A 16,454-nucleotide genomic window follows, 5' to 3' on the forward strand; every position below is an offset into this window, starting at 1 on the left:
ATTTAGTTGATTTTAATGGATTTTTGGGATAAACCTCAGAAATAAATTTTCAGGCGACCGGGTAGAGATTCGGTTTAAGGTTGACACTAATCTCTTGTGCCTCCTGTCTGCTTTCATATTGTCATAATCCCATGTTTCTCTGTTCCTGTAAGGCTCTCCTCGATGATCTATAATTTTTACCATAGCGTGATTTCCCTAATCGGTGGGGTGAGGGCAGGCTCATCAAAGGATCGTTTTTTGGCACTTGACAAGAGTGAACACAGGATCATCTATTGGGCATGATTGTCCGTACAATTACTGTTGTAAAAATAGAATAAGTGTAAGGTTTTTATTAAAAATTACATCAATTTCTTGACTTAAATTTAATTTTGTATCAAATTAGAAGATAGGATTCTGGCTAGACAGAGGAGATTAAAATGCCAACGATTAATTCAACGTGGGATGACTTAATCACCCAATGCGACGGACGATATTTAACCAATGCAGAACTCAAACCTTTGCATCAGTACGTTCAAACATTAAATGCTCGAACTAAAACCTATGAAGTGTTGCGGGCAAAATCAGCAGGTTTAATCAAACAAGCTCTGAAGAAATTCATGCTATCTCATCCAGAAATCATGCAAAAGCATTCCAAACGCTGTGTTTATGATATGTCGATGACGATGTGTTTGATGTCTGTTGCTTTGTTACGCGATGATCCTCACTTTTTTAAGGAATCTTTAATGTTGTGGCTGGCTAATATTTTAGCCGCCCACGAGAAAAATACCCAGTGTCTTCAAGCTTATACCTATCTTCAAGAAACCTTACAAGAACAATTACCAAGTGTCTGTAACCAGTTATTAAAACCTTATATGGACATTGTTTTAGAAGTCTTAGATACTCCCCCTAAACTCATGGCAAATGTTCAACGAAGTGGTGTTTAAAACGGATTGATTGTTATTTTTTTTCAGGGTGTTCCTTCGTTCCCAGCCACAGGAATGATATTTTCAATCCTCATACAATAGTAGGTAAATTCAGGCTGATTTGGAATATTAATGCACACAGGAGTTTAATTTATTTATGACGTTAACTCAACCTGTAACGACTCGTCATGACGCTTCCCCAGAAGAACGAGAATTTGTTTTAAAACAGATTTATCAACAAGTTTTAGAACGGCAATTATATGAGTCTGAACGAAAGCACTTAGCTGATTTAGAAAAAGATTTTATCAAGGGAAAAATAGGCATTCGCCATTTCTTAAAAAGTTTAGCAGTTCGTCCGATTTATTTAGAGCTTTTTTATGAAAATAGCTCTAATATGAAATTTATTGAAAATGCTTGTAAACATTTTTTAGGACGAGCCCCCAAAAATAATCAAGAACTGCATGAATGGGATGATATTTTAGTTCGTCATGGGGTTGGTGCCCTGGTTTCAGAGTTAGTTGATTCTGAAGAATATCGGAAATCCTTTGGTTATTTTACCATCCCCTACTGGCATGAACATCGTTTTGAATCCGCCAGTGAATATATCGAAAATGAAAAGCTCGGTCATGAACACGCTGGACAAAGAGGGTGGGCAATTCCGACCCATTATCAACATGAATTACACATCGACTGTGATGGGGGAACTTGTGTTCGAGAGGAGGATAAATTTCAAGTTCAACAGGTATCACCTATTGAGGAAGTTTTAGATTTATCCGCCGATACCAAAATGACACCTAAGCATATTCAACGGCTATCCCTATGTGTCAAAGAAATTGCAGAAATTCTCGCATTCTATCCTCAACCTGTGAGTCTTAAAGAGATCGAAACTGACCTTCAACAAAAGGTCTTGGAGTATGTTAGTATCACTAACGCTAATTTACTCTTTAAAAATTAACAATAGGGTGGGCTTTGACCCACCTTGGCTTATTATTAAAATTCTGCAACTAGCGATCGCATCCATTTAATCAGATTTTCAATCAGTTGCGGATCTTGGGGTGAAAATTGTTGAAATTGATCAATCGGTTGATTTGTAATCAAAGCGATCGCACCTGTAAATGTCTTGAGTTGATTGATAAAAATTTCACTAAATTTTTGAGGATTTTCTGATAAAGCTCGACTATCATAAAATACTAAAACAACCTTGCGATCGCTTTTTAATAAATCCCAATACGCTTGTAATTCTATCATCGTTTTTGGCGTTCCCTCTGCATAGGTCGAACACCCTGCTTTCACCATTTCTGTATAAATTTTGCTGCTGGGATTATTAGGATCAATAAATGTATTGTTATCAATCAAAATTGGCAGTATACTGGCGTTCAGGTTCGGTTCAGTTTGTATTTGATTCGTCAAACTTTGAGCCAGATTTTGCAAAATTAATTTTTGCATTTCCAGATTAACCTTAATTCCCGTTATTTCTAAAATCTCTGGATGGGTCGTTGTGGGTTGACGATGCCAAGCTTGATAGAATTCAGGATAGCTCATATTTTGAGCGCAATTCCAAAGCACTTCCTGAATTTCAAGGTCATCATCAAGACTGAAAAAATGAGATTTACGGCTGGATAGATAATATTTTGAAGTAGAAATAACTTCAGGATAAACTTGGTTGCTGCAAATCTTGATTAATGCTTCTTTTAAAAAATAGTCGATTTCTTCATCTAGGCGAATCATAGATAGTAAAGTATTGATGATTTCTAGGTTAATACAACCCATTTGCGTTAAATTGTTTACAGCATCAATACGATTTAGTTCATCTTCATTCTGATCTTGTGAAACAGCCATGAAAACTTCCACAGCTTCGGAATTACCTGGATCAATTTTTCCTAATTGTATTGCAGTATTAAAACAAGTTTTACTATCATTTGTATTAATGATTTCTTCGGTCAAAACTTCAACGGCTATTGGGTTACTGCTATTTTTACCCACTTCTCCTAATAGATTGATCACAAATTCTTTCTTCTTATCATCTTGACTATTGCGAAGAATTTGGCTGAGTGGCTCAATCACTTGTGGATATTGAATTAAATAATTACTCAATTCCTCCTCGTTATCAGAATCTATTTCTATTTGTTCCCTTGTGTTAATCCAATAATTATCGGCTTCTTCTGGTAGTTCTTTAGAGCAATATTGATCAACTAAAATCTTAACTGCTGTGAAATTTTTGGGATTAATCTTTATACTTAACTTTGCAGCTTCCTCTTGAACCCATGAGTCTTGACTTTGATTCATCAGTTCTGTTAGGGTTGCTGTAGCCTCAGCGCGTTTAATATCAAATTCAATTAACTTTTCAGCCACATCACAACGAATCTTCTCATTTTGGCTATTTTCCATTAAGTTAGTGAGAATTTCAAGAGCCAGGGAATCATCCGAGTTAAAGTTTAATCGTTTTAAAGTAATTTGAACTTGCTTGGATTCTGAAGGATTAGAGTTAATAAAATTAATTAGGTCTTCATCACTGATTGGGTCATCATTCTGTTCATCAGAACTTCTGGCTGCATAATCAGGATCAATTTTTTCTAAGAGTTTAATTAACCGAAAACGTCCAGATTCTTTGATATTTTCCAGAGTCAAAAGATTCTGGATAAAATCAATCATAATAGAGTTTCGATAACCAAACTGTTCTAAAACTGACAGCAATCCATTAAATACTTCTTGTTCACGCCCTCGTTGTGCATTTTTAATTCCCTCTGTCCAGCGTTCGATTTCATCATTGTAGTATGAAATACGGCGGCGAGAAAAACCTTTCTGAAACTCTGTTGATATATTATCTTCTATTTGTTGTACTTCTGTCTCAAGTTGTTCCGTTGTTTGTTCATAAAGTTCTCTATAAATTATCTCCATAAAATTCAATAAATCTTTAATAGAAGTAGGGGCTAATTTTCTGAGAGTTGTCAAGTAAGGAAGTAAAGTATATTTAAAAAAATCTCTATTCTTTTTATTGATTTCTAAATCTTTTCTTAACCATGTTATAAAAATATCATGCTCAGGATTAACCTTTCCTAAACTATAGGTGATATCAGCAAGAATACTTGATAATTGTTCTGCTTTTTGGGGGTTATTTTTTTGAATCTGTAAATTTTCTATACCTTTTTTAATTAAAGCATCGGCTGTATAAATAGAATCAGTTTCTTGTAATAATGAACGGGCTGATTTTTCTAGCCAATGGGGATAAGATTGCCATTTATTATTGTTAGATTCCCAATAACTAAACCCATATCCAACAATTTGATCAAATACATTTTCTGCTTGACTAAAATTCTTAAATTCTGCCACTCCCAAAGCTGCGATAAAGTGAGCTTGAAACCGATAATAATTGTCACAATTATCTTGAAATGCTATTAATTTTTGCAGAAATTCTTCTTTCTGAGTGGTAGAAATATCTTCACGACCTAACCACAATAGAAATACCTCTTTCCACTGCTTTTCAAAAATTCGATAGTTTTTACCTGAAATCGGTTGAGGATTTTGATTATTATGTTCACGGGGTAAAAAATAATCCCAATCTTTAATTGCTAAAGCTGCAAAATATTCCTCAAAGGTGGGATGATAGAACGCATAGACTTTTTCCCCTGGATTTTCAGCGGCTACACCCACCCGATTTAACCATCCTAAAGTTTTGGCTAAATCAAACAACTCTGGGTCAATTTGATTAAAGATTTGTCGCACGAAACTTTCCCGTAACCGAAAGCGAGATTGAAATTGATCAATTGCTGTTAAGGCTAATTTTCCTAAAGCAGAATTCAATTTTTGTCTTTGCTGATCAGTTGTGCGGGTTTTATTCCACTCATAATGTACTTCGACAAATTGACGATAAAGTTCGGCTTTGGTTTCGGGTAAATTTCCTTGATCTCTTTGCCAAGTCCAACATAATAACGCTAACCGCAGGGGATTTTTAACTAAATCACAAATCCGTTCTTTCCCCGCTTGATTTAAAGCGGTGTCTAATTTTTGTCCACGTTCAGGGTTAATCCCTTGAAACCAATTTTCAATAAAATTATGAATTTGATCTCGATTAAAATTTAAGTTTCGATAAATATCAAACTGGAAATTATAAAGTTCATTGCGGTTTGCTTCCCACAGGTTTAACCGACAAGTTAATACAATCCGTACATTTTTAATCCAACCTTCTTTTAATTGGGTTGCGAGGGTTTGTAAGGGATAATCAACCCCCATTTCATCTACCCCATCTAATAAAAGCCAAATTTTACCGTCTTTTAAACTTTTATTAAAAGCATCTTTTATCTTTTGAGGAGGATTTTCTAATTCTTGGGTTGCATCCCTTAACCAATCTTCTAAAATATACTCTCGTAGGGATCTTGTTCCTAAGTCAGCTAAAGAAACCCAAACGGGAATTTCATCAGTTTCTACTAATATCCATTCGGCAATTTTTTGTAATAAAGTTGTTTTTCCTGCGCCCGGTTCTCCAATAATTGCAATTCGTTTTCCTTGACTTTTACTTTTTCCTTGCCCTAAAATATCTTCAAAGAAGGTATCATTGCTAATGGGAGTAATTTTTTCTTGATAAATTTCGCTTCCTTGTTCGGGTGAACCTTGATTTTTATCGCGTTTAGGTCGTTGTTGACGTTCTATTAATCCTAAAGGAACATAAATGTCTTCTCGTTCAAATTCTAAACCGTCTCCTCCGGTTACAATATTAGAGGTCATCCGGCTAAATTGTTCATGATCTGTAACAGTAGACCATGCTTTTTTAAATAAAGCATAACCAAAATCAAAATTTTCCGCAAATTCAGGATCGTTAGCTTTTAATTCTTCCAGGTGTTGGCGAAAGTCACTCATCGTTATTTTGACTCCTTTCTATTTAATAAGTAATCTTGTTTACGCTGTTCAGCTAATTTAATTTCCTGTAAGGGCGTTTCTTGTGTTTTTTTAGCAAATCCATTTGTTAAAATAATTAAATTATTTTTTTCTATAAACCCTAGAAATCTAAATATATTTCCATCTAAACTGACTCTAATTTCCCAGATATTATCTGTACCCTTCAATTTTTTTAACAATTTAATTGAAACTACCTCTGTTTCCATAATTAGCTTAAAAACATCGGAAATTTTCTTTTTTTGTGCTGTCGAGAGAGAATTAATAAACTTCTTAACTGGATCATTACCGGAGGCGGTTTTGTAATAGTCAATTTTTCGCATTCATAGGGTATAACTCCTTGAGAGCATCTTATCAGCTTAAGGTTCAGGTTGTCTAGTTACCTGTAACAAATTATAGCACTTTTTTGAAACATGGACTCCTAAAACCTGGTTTGTTAAAGAAACTGGGTTTTTAATGGCCATTTTTGTTGTTTTGGTGCGTGCGCTTTGCTTACGCACCCTACGAAGATTGTTATATAATTAATATATTGTTTTGTTTTGGGATGTTATGCAAATCAATAAATATCTTCATGCTGCTATTTTAGTGTCTGATTTAGAACAATCAGAAGAATTTTATAGTCAAGTTTTAGGTTTAGAAAAAATAGAACGTCCCTTGAACTTTCCGGGGATTTGGTATCAAGTTGGTGAGTTTCAAATTCATTTAATTCAAGCTGAAACTGTAATTAACGATCAAGTTAATAATCAGAAATGGGGACGAAATCGACATTTGGCTTTTGCTGTTGAAGATTTAGAAACTGCGAAACAACAGTTAATGACTTATAATTGTTCTTTTCAAATGAGTGCTTCCGGTCGCCCTGCATTGTTTACACAAGATCCTGATGGTAATATAATTGAATTAAATGAAGCATGAAAATTATTGCTTATTGTTATACTGATCCGTTGTTTGAACAACCCCCAGATCGGATAATTTGGGGATGGGAAGTGGATCGGGTTTATCAAGATTTAGGCGAAAGAGAAGAACTAGAACAATTATTGAAAGATTGTGATTTAGAACCGCCAGAATATTTATTAATTCGACGGTTAGAAGAGTTAGGAGATTCAGTTTTAGAAGTGAGCGATCGCTTACAAAAGTTAGAATCATTTCAAATTAATATTATTGCTATTGAATCAGATTTTAACACCTCTGATACTACAATTAATCGGTGTGATTTAATGCAATTATTTATAGAAATTCAAAATCGCCAACGTAGTCGTCGGATTCGTCAGGGACACGCTAAAAATCGAATTAAAGCCTTACCTCCGCCTGGGAAAGCACCTTACGGATATCGAAGAGGAAAAGACCGTTATATTTTAGATCGCAGCGTTTCTCCTATTGTTAAAGAGTTTTTTGATCGGTTTTTAATTTACGGGTCTTTGCGAGGTGCGGTGCGCTATTTAGAAAAGCGATATGGGAAAAAAATATCGGTAACAACGGGACGAAGATGGTTAACAAACCCAGTTTATCGAGGGGATTTAGAATATAAAAATGGGGAGATTATTTCTAATACCCATATTCCGATTATATCACGGGATGAAGGTGCCCAGGTGGATCGATTATTGCGCCGAAATCAACGCCTTCCCCCCCGAACTGCGAGTGCGCCGCGTTCGTTAGCGGGGTTAGTTGTTTGTGGAGAATGTCAATCTTCTCTGACGGTTTCACGAGTTACAACCTATCGTAAAGATCAAGAATATTTATATTTACGTCCTACAAATTGTCCGCGAAATCCTAAGTGTAAAGCTTTATCTTATCAAACAGGATTAGAGTTAACCATTGAACGAATTTGTCAAGATTTACCAGAGGCGGTTGCTGAGTTAAATTTACCGGATTTACAAATTGTTAAACAAGGTATGATTCAGGAGATTAACCAAAAACAGGAGATTTTGTTACAAATTCCTGATTTATTAACTTCGGGAATATTAGATTTAGAAACAGCAGAGTTAAGAACTTATAAATTGCGGACAGAAATTGCTCAATTACAAGGAAAATTAGCCCAACTTCCGCCAGTTAATTTAAAAGAAACGGCGCAAGCAGTTTGTATTCCACAGTTTTGGTTGGATTTATCCGAACCTGAACGACGGTTTTATTTTCGAGAGTTTATTCAAAAAATTGAGATTATTCGAGATGGGGATAATTGGGAGTTAAAGCTAATCTTTATTTTTTAATTTATACTTTAACACAATATTGATTCCGACCTTTTTGTTTTGCTTCATAAAGGGCTTGATCAGCAATTTCTAATAACTGTTGAGAAGAGGTATGAGCTTGGGGAATTCGATAAGAAATCCCGATACTGACCGTTACAATAGAACTCACCCTTGAATACTCATGATTAATTTTAAGCTGTTGGACTTCTTGATGAATGGTTTTTGCGACTTTCAGAGCCCCTTGTAAATCCGTATTAGGAAGAATAATGGCAAATTCTTCTCCACCATAGCGAGCTACTAAATCTGTAGAATTATTAATAGATCGATCTAAGGCTTGGGCGACTAATTTCAAGCAAATATCTCCGGCGGGATGTCCATAATGATCATTATAATTTTTAAAATAATCTAAATCACAAAGCAGTAAAGCTAAGGGTTGTTGTTCCTCGATCATTTGTTTCCAAACTTGATCGAAATATTCATCAAAATGTCGACGGTTAGCCAAACTGGTTAAACTATCACAAGAGGCTAAATTTTGCAATTGACGGTTCACAGTTTGTAAAGTTTCCTCGGCTTTTTTACGGGTTTTAATTTCATTTTGTAATTGATTATTTTGTTGTAATAATTTTTGATTTTGTGTCATTAATTGTTGTTTTAACAGACAAATTGTTAACTGATTTTTGACCCGTGCTAACACTTCATCAACTTTGAACGGTTTAGTAATATAGTCTACCCCTCCTACAGAAAACGCTTTGATAATATCTTCAACTTGATTCAGCGCACTAATAAAAATAATAGGAATTTCATCGGTGTCTGGAGAGGATTTTAGCTGATGACATAACTCATATCCTGTCACCTGGGGCATTCTAATATCGAGTAAAATTAAATCGGGTTTTAAAGCGGTAATGGCGATCATTGCCATGTCAGCATTTAAGGCTTTGCGGACATAATATCCCTGTTGAGTTAACAACGCTGACAAAACCCGAATATTATCCGGTTCATCATCGATGATGAGTAAATTTCCCTGAGTTGAAAAAGTTTCATCTTGTTCCATAATTTACCATTGGGGAGTTAATGAAAGCAATTTAATTAATTGTTCTCCGGGTAACGGTTTAGAAAATAAATATCCCTGCCCAAATCCACAATTTAATTCTTTAAGGATGGCTAATTGTTCAGGTAATTCAATCCCTTCAGCAACCACACTCATATTCATGGTTTTAGCTAAACTAATAATCACAGGAATTAAGCCAACATTTTCCGATTCTAAGTTAAGACGTTGAACAAAGGATTTATCAACTTTTAGGGTGTCAACCGGAAAAGAATGGAGATAACTTAGGGAAGAATAACCGGTTCCAAAATCATCAATACTAATTAAAATACGACGTTTTCTGAGTTCTTTGAGAATGATAGCTACATCCTTATCATTCTCCATAATTGCACTTTCGGTAATTTCCAATTTTAAACAATCAGGATCAAGTTGACTTTGTTCTAACACTTGATCAATTTGTTCTAATAAATTGGGTTGAGCAAACTGTTTAACGGATAAATTAACACTGACAAATAAACTAGAATCCACTAAATTTTGTTTTTGCCAAGTTTGCAGTTGATGACAGGCTTCAAATAAAACCCAATAGCCAATGGGAGTAATTAAACCTGTTTCTTCAGCAATGGGAATAAATAGACCGGGTGGAACTAAACCCCGTTCAGGATGACGCCATCGAACTAAGGCTTCAAATCCAGCAATTTTTCCGGTATTCAAATCAACAATCGGTTGATAATGAACGACTAACTCTTGCTGTTCCAGACCCCGACGTAAATCGGTTTCTAACTGTAATCGCTCTAAAGCAGCCGCGTGCATCACCGGATCAAAGATATGATATTGTCCTTTTCCTAATGCTTTAGCTCGATACATGGCTGTATCTGCATCACGCAGTAAATGTTCTGGTTCATTATAGTCTGAATGACCGATTACAATCCCAATACTAGCATTAATAAAAACTTCATGTCGTTCTAAATGAAAAGGTTTAGAAAAAGAGTCTAAAATCTGATCGGCTAATTCAATAACATGGGGAAAGTCGGGAATTTCCGTTAATAAAATCGCAAATTCGTCTCCTCCTAGACGGGCTAATGTATTCTGGGGTTTAATATAACTGTTGAGACGACGAGCAATTAAAATCAAGAGTTCATCCCCGACTATATGCCCTAAAGAATCATTCACAACTTTAAAGCGATCGCAATCTAAAAATAATACCGCAAACTGATAATTAGGGTCAGCTTTAGATCGTTGAATAGATTGGTGTAAATCCGTCATTAATAAGGCTCGGTTGGGTAAACCTGTTAAGGCATCATGAAGGGCCATTTTTAATAATTTAGCATTAGCTTCTTCAAGTTGCTGAGTCCGTTCTTTTACCCGTGCTTCTAATTTTGAATTTAAAACCCGAATTTCCAATTCTGCGGATCGTAATGCTAATTGATTTTGAACTCGTGCTAAAACTTCTTCAAATTGGAAGGGTTTAGTAATATAGTCTACTCCACCGACTTGAAAGCCTTTGACTTTATCGAGAACATCATCTAAAGCACTTAAAAAGATCACTGGAATTTCTGCGGTTTTAGCATTAGCTTTGAGATTCTGACAAACCTCATAACCATCCATTTCTGGCATCATAATATCCAGCAAAATTAAATCAGGAGCAACGGTTTGAGCCGCCGTTAATGCCATCGCACCATTTAAAGCTTTGCGTACATTGTATCCTTGACGAGTGAGCATTCGGGACAACAAATGGAGGTTGTCCGGTGTATCATCAACGATGAGAATATCTTCAGTTTTTGTTAAATCTAGGTTGTAATGATTCATTTCAATTGGAAACAGATAAGATAGGGTATAGATTGAGGTCATTCCCAATCACTACAGGTTGGAATCAAGACCTATTCTGATTGTTAATGGATGTACTGGGTAAAGGTTCTCCGGGGATGTGGGTATTGGGTAAAGTGGCTTACCTCATTAAACCGAACTGTCTCAATTCCATAAAATACAAACCATAATTATAACATTTTGTTAGAGCTTTACTCAATTCCTGTGGGTTTCATGTCCTGAACATTGGTGTCAAGGTTTTTGAAAAAAATTAAAGTGGAAGGGGGTCTTGTTGCTGTTCTTTTTTCAGATCTTGTTGTTGAATTTTAGGCAATTTGAATAGGACACCCACTAAAAACCAATAATAAACAGCCACTGGATCGGTATCGAGAGGATACCAATAGGGATTATAGCTAATTAAAGCAATAAAAATCCAAAATGTAATTCCATAACCCCATAAACTATGATCGATTAATTGATGATAGGATTTAAACCCTAAAATCGTAATGGTTGTCACCAAAAATAAAAAAGCAGCAACTCCAAAGGGGCCGATTTCATAGTACAACTTAGGATAATAAGCTTCAATTAATCGCGTTTTTCCTAATCCTCTGGCTGCGGTTGTTGCTTGTCCTAAACCATTGCCTAAAAAACCGCGATGGGCTTTCAAACTCAAATTCGCTTGTTTCGTTAAAAACACCGCCGGGGGATCAGCATTCCAACGTCCAATCAAGCTATCAACTCGTTCAGACATGACCTCTGGTGCGAAAATTGATGTGGCGATAATTAAAGCCATCAACCCTACAACAATCACTAATAAGCGCTTAACCCGTGAGATATGACTGGTCGCCACTAGCAACAAAATCACAATGGATGGAACTGCTAACAAGGCTGTTCTTTGACCACAAATAATGGCATTGAGCATCACTAATGATAACGCCGCTAAACCCGTTAAACGCCACTTAAATTTGGGATCACTAAAGGCTGTTGCAAAACCAAAAAACGTACTGGATACTAAAAACCAAGACCAATGCCAAGGTGCAACAAAGGTTCCGGGTAAACGAATAAAGTTTTCTGATGGGAAATACCCTAATGCGCCTCCCACAAAACATTTACGCTGCACATTTGCCCTCAATAATAAATGTTCAGGTAAACCGCTATTATCTGAACAATACCCCGTTATTATTAAGATAAATTGGATTAATCCTAAAAGGCAACAAATTAGGATTAAAACAACTTGCAAACGAGTTAAAAATTGTAGTTCTTTGCGAGTCCGAATTAAATAATAAGCCCCGGTAATCAAAGGAATATATCCTAGTAAAACTTTTAAGCCGAAGAGTCCCACTGCAAACGGTTGGTTATCGACCGTGGCGTGTCGTTGTTGAACACCATTAACGGCGAAGAGAGTAACAACGGCAATGGTGAACAAAATTAACAGGGGAATTTTAAGTTGAGGCGGAACAATAAGCGGTAACTTTTTTTGTCTTAATTCAACAATTAAACCGATTAAAGCTGGGATATAAAATCCATCTTTTGCTAAATGGAAAATAAAATGATCGTTGCCAACCCAGTAAGAAATTGTCCCCGCAAAGGGTAAATAAATTAAAAAAGCCCATAACCCTTGACGGGGATATTGATAACACAAAACCAGAATCATTAGAGCAATACTGCTAAAGATTGTGGTACTTACAGAAACCCCATTCGCAAATAGCAAGAGTCCTATCAATAAAGCGACACTAGCGACTATTGCTAAGAACCGCCAGAAATTGGGTTTTTTAGGGGAAGGCGGTTCAAGATCAATCACCGGGTATTCAAAACTGTTAAGATCAGGGTCAGGATGACTCTGGTGTTCTGATTGTTGGGGTTGATCAGGGAAGTTGGACATTAGAATAGGTTATTGCCAACGTTGAGGAATATTGACTTCCCAAAGTTCCTGTACACGCTGTTGTTGAGGAGAGGGAAGTCGTTCAAAGGCTTGCATAATTTCCCAATGAGTATAATTAACAATCAAAGCTGTCAATTCACTCAAGGTTTCAGCTTTTAATAAAGCCGATTGCAACAATTGATGCTCGATGATGTCGAAGTTGAGGGTTTGTTCTGAAGTTGACACTCTCACCGTCAATCGCCAAGCGATGTGACGGGAGATTCTTTGTTCAACGAATCGACTTGCCCCAACAGGATTGCTCCCGTTAAAGTAGAGGTCAATTCTCCCAAAGCGTTTATCGGTTCTAAACCGAAAGTTCCGGTATGTCCTGCCGTACTTAATCCAATTCTTAAAATGTTTTTTGCAGCATTTTCATCCCTATCTAACTGACATCCACAACTACAAACGTGGGTTCTTGTTGATAGGGATTTTTTGACGATTTTTCCGCAATTTGAACAGTTTTGGCTTGTATATTGAGGAGGAACAGCGATAGTAGCCTTGCCGTACTTTCTCCCAAAATATTCTAACCAAATACGGAATTGATACCACGCTGCATCATTAATTGACTTAGCCAGACAATGATTTTTCACTAAGTTTTTAATCCTTAAATCTTCGTAGGCGACCCAATCGTTAGATTGGATAACGGAGTATGCGACTCGTTTGCAAAACTCTTTTCGTTGCCGACTGATTTTCAGATGAGCCTTAGATAATTGCTGTCTGGCTTTTTTGCGGTTATTAGACCCTTTCCGTTTACGAGAAAGTTGTCTTTGTAACCGCTTAATTTTCTTCTCTCCCTTTCTCAAGAATTTAGGGTTGTCTACTTTATTACCTTGATCATCGGTGTAGAAAGCAGATAATCCTACATCTAAACCGATTGTTTTATTAGTTGGTTCAGATTGAATCTTAACGTCAATTGAAATCAGAAATTGGCAATAATAGCCGTCTGCACGTCTAACTAATCTCACTCGTTTAATTTGTTCGGGTTGATAGAAATGCAGATCATAGCTTCCTACTAACCGTAACCGCCCAATCCCTTTTTTATCAGTAAAGGTAATAGCTTTACGAGTTTCTAAATTTAATTGCCATCCGGTTGTTTTGTACTCAACCGAACGGCAATTCTTTTTGAATTTAGGGAAGCCTTTTTTACCCGGAACTTTCCGTTTACAATTGTCGTAGAATCGAGTGATGGCTGACCATGCTCTCTCGGCACTTGATTGTCTGGCTTGAGAGTTTAGTTCGTTAGCAAATTTAAAGTCATGAGCTAATACACGACAATATTTGTTCAAATCGTACTTATTAACCCCTTTGTTATCCATCCAATATCTTAAACACTTGTTCTGGACGAATTGGGCTGTACGAATGGCTTCATCTATTGCCTTGCGTTGTTGCAATGTGGCTCTAACTTTAAATTCTAAAACCAACATTTATGCTACCTATCTCGACCTAAATCTAGGTTAGCACAAGTTTTTGTTTGGTGTCAACTGTTTCTATGTCGTGCCAATCTGGTTTTGTTGCTCGGTTTTTCATCTTTATTCACAGCCCGGCGTTAACCGGGCGGTGTAACGGGAGTCTTCAAACCGAGATCCTAGATAAATAATCTGAATTTCTACAGGCTGGAAAGGATTATTCCCACTATAGCACCCCCAAGAAGAGTAAATGTTACCAGGGAACTGATTCCAAACCCCAGCATCCGTTTCTCAGGGGCTTGGTAATATCCCCAAGCATATAAAATTCGTCCGATGACCCAAACTGCACCTAAACCAGCAGCCCAAATGGGACTCACCCATTCCGAAAACAACCACAGCGTCGGGAGAAACAGAACTAATTGTTCCAGGGTGTTCTGTTGGACGCGCACCACTCGCTCAAAATTCTCGTCTCCGGTCATCTGAGGGGGCATAATTTTGTATTTGATTCGGGCACGCCCCACATTAATTGTCACAGGTGAACTGCCTACAGTGACGCTTCGCGTACACAGTAGGCTTCCTGCCCAACAGAAAGCGGAGCAGTAGATTTCTTACGTCCTCTATTGCTCCGACTTACATCTGGGCGACAGGCTTTATCCCCCGTTCCAGAGGTCAAAACTTGTACTGAGCGTAGTCGAAGTATTCGTAGTCCTTCATTGCAGATATTTATTGCTGCGTTAGTATCCCTGTCGTGTTTTGTATGGCATTTTTCACAAGTCCAATTCCTCGCCTTCTCTTCGAGACGCTACGCGAACGGCATTGGTCAGGGAACCCCTTGTCAACTCACTCGCATTCATCCCACGCTCACCCTGCGGGTAGAGACGTGGGGCGTCTGCTGTTTCAGCTGATAACCAGAAAGCCCCTACAGTAAATCTATCTTTTCCTATCCTACCCTTAACAACCCAGGGTCAACCGCAAACCACTCCAGAGTCAACTTGTGATCTCAATCACTTTTAAACTTGCCAGTCAGTCACAGGAAATCTTCTTTCCCTGTCACGCCAAAGCTTTTGAACTATCACGACTTCATCCAAGCGCTATCACTGTCATCTTCAACCAAACATTAGATAGTTAACTTAGTCCGACGTAATGGATTAGGTCAAAATGCTGAACTTAAATTTCCCTGGTTGCACACCCGTGATGAATCAAAATCAATTAAAGCCCTATATGATTATTATCATAGAAGAAACCCATCCCTTAAATTTTAGATCCTTTGTTAAATTATTAAACGAACTGCACTTAAGTTTTGTGATTGCACCTCATCCAGATAGTGCGATTTTTCATGCGGAATATACGAATCCAGACGTGATTCTGATTCCCTTTAACCCCAACCAAGCTAATCCTCAAGAAACCTATCACAAGTTGAAGCAAGCCAAAATTACCCAAAATGTTCCGGTGTTATGGATGAATAGTTATTCGGACTTAAATGTACAACATCTAACGTCCTTTACCTCAACCCTGGAGGCGAATAATCCCTTTACAGTCTCTCATCCTTCCTCTGGTGATTTACCGATTGATACAACGATTAAAAGTCTCAAAAATCAAATTGAAATGCAGCAAAAATTATTAATTAAATTACAAGCTGAAAACCAACACCTAAAACGTCTAGCTTCTTTAGATGATTTAACTCAATTGGCAAATCGTCGTCAATTTTATAGCTATTTACAAGAACAATCGCAGTTGTGCCAAAACGATTATCTTTCCATGATTTTATGTGATGTCGATTTTTTCAAACTTTATAATGATACTTATGGCCATTTAGCCGGAGACTATTGTTTACAACAAATAGCCCAGGCTATTGAAACGGCAGTTCGCAGAGTTAGGGAACCAGAACCCTATTTAGTCGCTCGTTATGGGGGAGAAGAATTTGCTGTGATTTTACCTCATTTAGATCAAGAAAATGCCCGTAAAGTTGCTGAAGAAATTCAACTGCAAATTCGCTCTTTAAAAATTCCCCATCGTTCCTCTCCCATCCGTTCTTATATTACCAGTAGTTTAGGGGTTGCTTGTTCTATTCCTGGAGAAGAATCCCATTTACAAGAGTTGATTAGTGCGGCAGACAAAGCCATGTATCAGGCAAAGTCTGAAGGGCGAGATCAAGTTAAAGTCGCTTCAGATATTCTCTAAATATTCAAAAATAGAATAAAAAATATAGCTTTAAATTGGTTAAATATATTTTAATTAATTCTATTTTAGATCTGATTTAGAGAATAATTTTAATTAAATACCCTAAAATTTTCATTTTTAACG

13 protein-coding genes and 1 pseudogene are annotated in these 16,454 nt (G+C 36.8%); 5 read left to right on the plus strand and 9 right to left on the minus strand.

The features are described 5' to 3' along the window. Window positions 1–416 precede the first annotated feature (416 nt). Complete coding sequence (locus tag H6G57_RS23625) at window positions 417–923, plus strand: phycobilisome protein (protein ID WP_190523103.1); 507 nt, start codon at window positions 417–419, stop codon at window positions 921–923. Between the two features lie 136 nt (window positions 924–1,059). Beyond that, window positions 1,060–1,857, plus strand: a complete 798-nt coding sequence (locus H6G57_RS23630) for a phycobilisome rod-core linker polypeptide (RefSeq protein ID WP_190523105.1) — start codon at window positions 1,060–1,062, stop codon at window positions 1,855–1,857. A gap of 35 nt (window positions 1,858–1,892) precedes the next feature. Here H6G57_RS23630 and H6G57_RS23635 read toward each other — a convergent pair whose 3' ends face one another. Together H6G57_RS23635 and H6G57_RS23640 are read right to left on the minus strand one after the other, a co-directional pair. Beyond that, window positions 1,893–5,756: an NACHT domain-containing protein gene (locus H6G57_RS23635; RefSeq protein ID WP_190523107.1), complete on the minus strand. Its 3,864-nt coding sequence runs from the start codon at window positions 5,754–5,756 to the stop codon at window positions 1,893–1,895. Between the two features lie 2 nt (window positions 5,757–5,758). Further along, window positions 5,759–6,115: a type II toxin-antitoxin system RelE/ParE family toxin gene (locus H6G57_RS23640; protein WP_190523109.1), complete on the minus strand. Its 357-nt coding sequence runs from the start codon at window positions 6,113–6,115 to the stop codon at window positions 5,759–5,761. 226 nt (window positions 6,116–6,341) lie between these two features. On the opposite strand from H6G57_RS23640, the gene H6G57_RS23645 reads away from it, so the two are divergent. Together H6G57_RS23645 and H6G57_RS23650 are read left to right on the plus strand one after the other, a co-directional pair. Next, window positions 6,342–6,704: a VOC family protein gene (locus H6G57_RS23645; protein WP_190523111.1), complete on the plus strand. Its 363-nt coding sequence runs from the start codon at window positions 6,342–6,344 to the stop codon at window positions 6,702–6,704. Then, on the plus strand, window positions 6,701–7,996 hold the full coding sequence (locus H6G57_RS23650) for a recombinase family protein (RefSeq protein ID WP_190523113.1): 1,296 nt from the start codon (window positions 6,701–6,703) through the stop codon (window positions 7,994–7,996). The genes H6G57_RS23645 and H6G57_RS23650 overlap by 4 nt, the downstream gene beginning before the upstream one ends. A gap of 1 nt (window position 7,997) precedes the next feature. Here the strand turns inward: H6G57_RS23650 and H6G57_RS23655 are convergent, their stop codons facing one another. From H6G57_RS23655 to H6G57_RS23685, 7 genes and pseudogenes are all read right to left on the minus strand, one after another. Further along, entirely contained in the window at window positions 7,998–9,026 is a 1,029-nt protein-coding gene (locus tag H6G57_RS23655) for a PleD family two-component system response regulator (protein WP_190523115.1), read from the minus strand. A 3-nt stretch (window positions 9,027–9,029) separates the two neighbouring features. Beyond that, entirely contained in the window at window positions 9,030–10,826 is a 1,797-nt protein-coding gene (locus tag H6G57_RS23660; protein ID WP_190523117.1) for a bifunctional diguanylate cyclase/phosphodiesterase, read from the minus strand. 268 nt (window positions 10,827–11,094) lie between these two features. Beyond that, window positions 11,095–12,705 carry a hormogonium polysaccharide biosynthesis protein HpsL gene (hpsL, locus tag H6G57_RS23665; RefSeq protein WP_190523119.1) on the minus strand — a complete coding sequence of 537 codons (1,611 nt, stop codon included), beginning with the start codon at window positions 12,703–12,705 and terminating at the stop codon, window positions 11,095–11,097. A gap of 9 nt (window positions 12,706–12,714) precedes the next feature. Beyond that, window positions 12,715–12,930, minus strand: coding sequence for a hypothetical protein (locus tag H6G57_RS23670; RefSeq protein WP_190523121.1), 216 nt, complete (start codon window positions 12,928–12,930; stop codon window positions 12,715–12,717). 8 nt (window positions 12,931–12,938) lie between these two features. Continuing rightward, window positions 12,939–14,168 carry an RNA-guided endonuclease TnpB family protein gene (locus tag H6G57_RS23675; protein WP_190523123.1) on the minus strand — a complete coding sequence of 410 codons (1,230 nt, stop codon included), beginning with the start codon at window positions 14,166–14,168 and terminating at the stop codon, window positions 12,939–12,941. A gap of 182 nt (window positions 14,169–14,350) precedes the next feature. Then, entirely contained in the window at window positions 14,351–14,719 is a 369-nt protein-coding gene (locus tag H6G57_RS23680) for an MAPEG family protein (protein ID WP_242049075.1), read from the minus strand. Next, window positions 14,695–14,928: pseudogene (locus H6G57_RS23685) on the minus strand (hypothetical protein); the annotation flags it as partial. The pseudogene H6G57_RS23685 and the gene H6G57_RS23680, both read right to left, overlap by 25 nt. Before the next feature lie 380 nt (window positions 14,929–15,308). On the opposite strand from H6G57_RS23685, the gene H6G57_RS23690 reads away from it, so the two are divergent. Further along, complete coding sequence (locus H6G57_RS23690) at window positions 15,309–16,331, plus strand: diguanylate cyclase domain-containing protein (RefSeq protein ID WP_190523133.1); 1,023 nt, start codon at window positions 15,309–15,311, stop codon at window positions 16,329–16,331. The last annotated feature ends 123 nt before the right edge of the window (window positions 16,332–16,454 follow it).

The organism is Planktothrix sp. FACHB-1365, from assembly GCF_014697575.1.
Lineage (GTDB): Bacteria > Cyanobacteriota > Cyanobacteriia > Cyanobacteriales > Microcoleaceae > Planktothrix.